The organism is Acidisphaera rubrifaciens HS-AP3 (genome assembly GCF_000964365.1).
GTDB classification, from domain to species: Bacteria; Pseudomonadota; Alphaproteobacteria; order Acetobacterales; family Acetobacteraceae; genus Acidisphaera; species Acidisphaera rubrifaciens.
The window spans coordinates 1-1,710 of the sequence record NZ_BANB01000986.1; the positions used below are offsets into that span (position 1 = coordinate 1).

Genomic DNA, 1,710 nt, shown 5'->3' on the forward strand with positions numbered 1-1,710 from the left:
GCGCCGCCGCCTCCGCTCAGGGGCGTGATGGTCCACGCCTCGTCGCGCGGGCGCAGCACCGCCCCCGTCGCCGCCGCCCGCGCGCGCAGTACGGACAGCACCGCCGGCGTCTGCGCGCCCGTCACTACCGGGACGCCCGCGCGCATGATGCCGGCCTTCTCCGCCGCGATCTCCTCGATCGTGTCGCCCAGCATTTCGCGGTGATCGAGCGAGACCGACGTGATGGCGGATGCCGCCGGCCGCGCGATCACGTTGGTCGCGTCGCCGCGCCCGCCGAGGCCGACCTCCAGCACGCAGAGATCGGCCGGCACCGCGGCGAACAGGTGGAACGCCATGGCGGTGATCACCTCGAACACGGTGATCGGCGCGCCGTCGTTGACGCGCTCCACCGCCTCGAACGCATCGGCCAGCACGTCGTCGGAGGCGAGCGTGCCGGCGAGGCGGATGCGCTCGTTGAACGTCACCAGATGCGGCGAGGTATAGACATGCACGCGCAGCCCCGCCGCCTCGCCGATCGCGCGCAGGAAGGCGCATGTGCTGCCCTTGCCGTTGGTGCCGGCGACATGGATCACCGGCGGCAGGCGCAGATGCGGGCGACCGAGCTTGTCGAGCAGCGCCAGCAGCCGGTCGAGGCTGAGATCGATCAGCCGGGGATGCACGCCGTGAAGCCGGGCGATCAGCCCCTCGATCCGCCCGTGGGGAACGGGCGCGTTCACCCCGGCGCCTGCACCGTCTCGACCGGCGGCGGCGCCACCGGATCGGGGGCCGCGAGACGCATCGGCGGCGTCTCGTCGACGAACGGGTCGCGCAACAGGCCGATCAGCCGCGCGAGCGTCGCCTTCATCTCGACGCGCGGCACCACCATGTCGAGGATGCCGTGCGCCAGCAGATATTCGGCGCGCTGGAACCCGTCCGGCAGCTTCTCGCGCACCGTCTGCTCGATCACCCGCGCGCCGGCGAAACCGATCAGCGCGCCGGGCTCGGCGATCTGGATGTCGCCCAGCATGGCGAAGCTCGCGGTGACGCCGCCGGTCGTGGGATCGGTCAGCACCACGAGGAACGGCAGCCCCGCCTCCTTGACCAGGCGCGTCGCGATCACCGTGCGCGGCATCTGCATCAGGCTGATCGCACCCTCCTGCATGCGTGCCCCGCCGGAGGTCGTGTAGAGCACCAGCGGCGCGTCCTGCAGCACCGCGAGCCGTGCCGCGGCGACGATGCCCTCGCCCACCGCCGCGCCCATCGAGCCGGCCATGAACTCGAACGCCATCGCGGCGACGACGGCGCGGTGGCCGTCGATCGTGCCGTGCGCGACGGCAAGCGCGTCTTCCAACGTCGTTGCCTCGCGCGCCTCGCGCAGCCGGTCGGCGTAGCGCTTCTGGTCACGAAAGCGCAGCGGATCGGCCGGCGCCTTCGGCAGCTCGATGCGGCTGTAGCCCTCGTCGAGCGTCCACGACAGGCGATCCGCCGCCGTCGCGCGCATGTGAAAGCCGCAGTTGCCGCACACTTTCTGGCTCTTCGCCAGTTCGGTGTGGAAGATCATCTGCTGGCAGTTCGGGCATTGATGCCAGAGATTGTCCGGCACCTCCCGCCGCGTGAACAGCGTGCGGATCTTCGGCCGGACGTATTCGGTGAGCCAGCTCATGCCGACTGCCGCGCCGTCTCGCGGGCGGCCGCGCGCGCCCCGCGCACCGCGGCGGCGAGCGCGCCGAC

At 72.0% G+C, this 1,710-nt stretch carries 2 protein-coding genes; both read right to left on the reverse strand.

Annotated features, from left to right (window positions below; all coding sequences use genetic code 11):
* A partial coding sequence (locus B8460_RS19550; RefSeq protein WP_048863303.1) for a bifunctional folylpolyglutamate synthase/dihydrofolate synthase occupies positions 1–716 on the reverse strand: 716 nt, incomplete at its 3' end.
* Positions 713–1,642, reverse strand: coding sequence for an acetyl-CoA carboxylase, carboxyltransferase subunit beta (gene accD / locus B8460_RS19555; RefSeq protein ID WP_048863304.1), 930 nt, complete (start codon positions 1,640–1,642; stop codon positions 713–715). The genes B8460_RS19550 and accD, both read right to left, overlap by 4 nt.
* Positions 1,643–1,710: the final 68 nt, after the last annotated feature.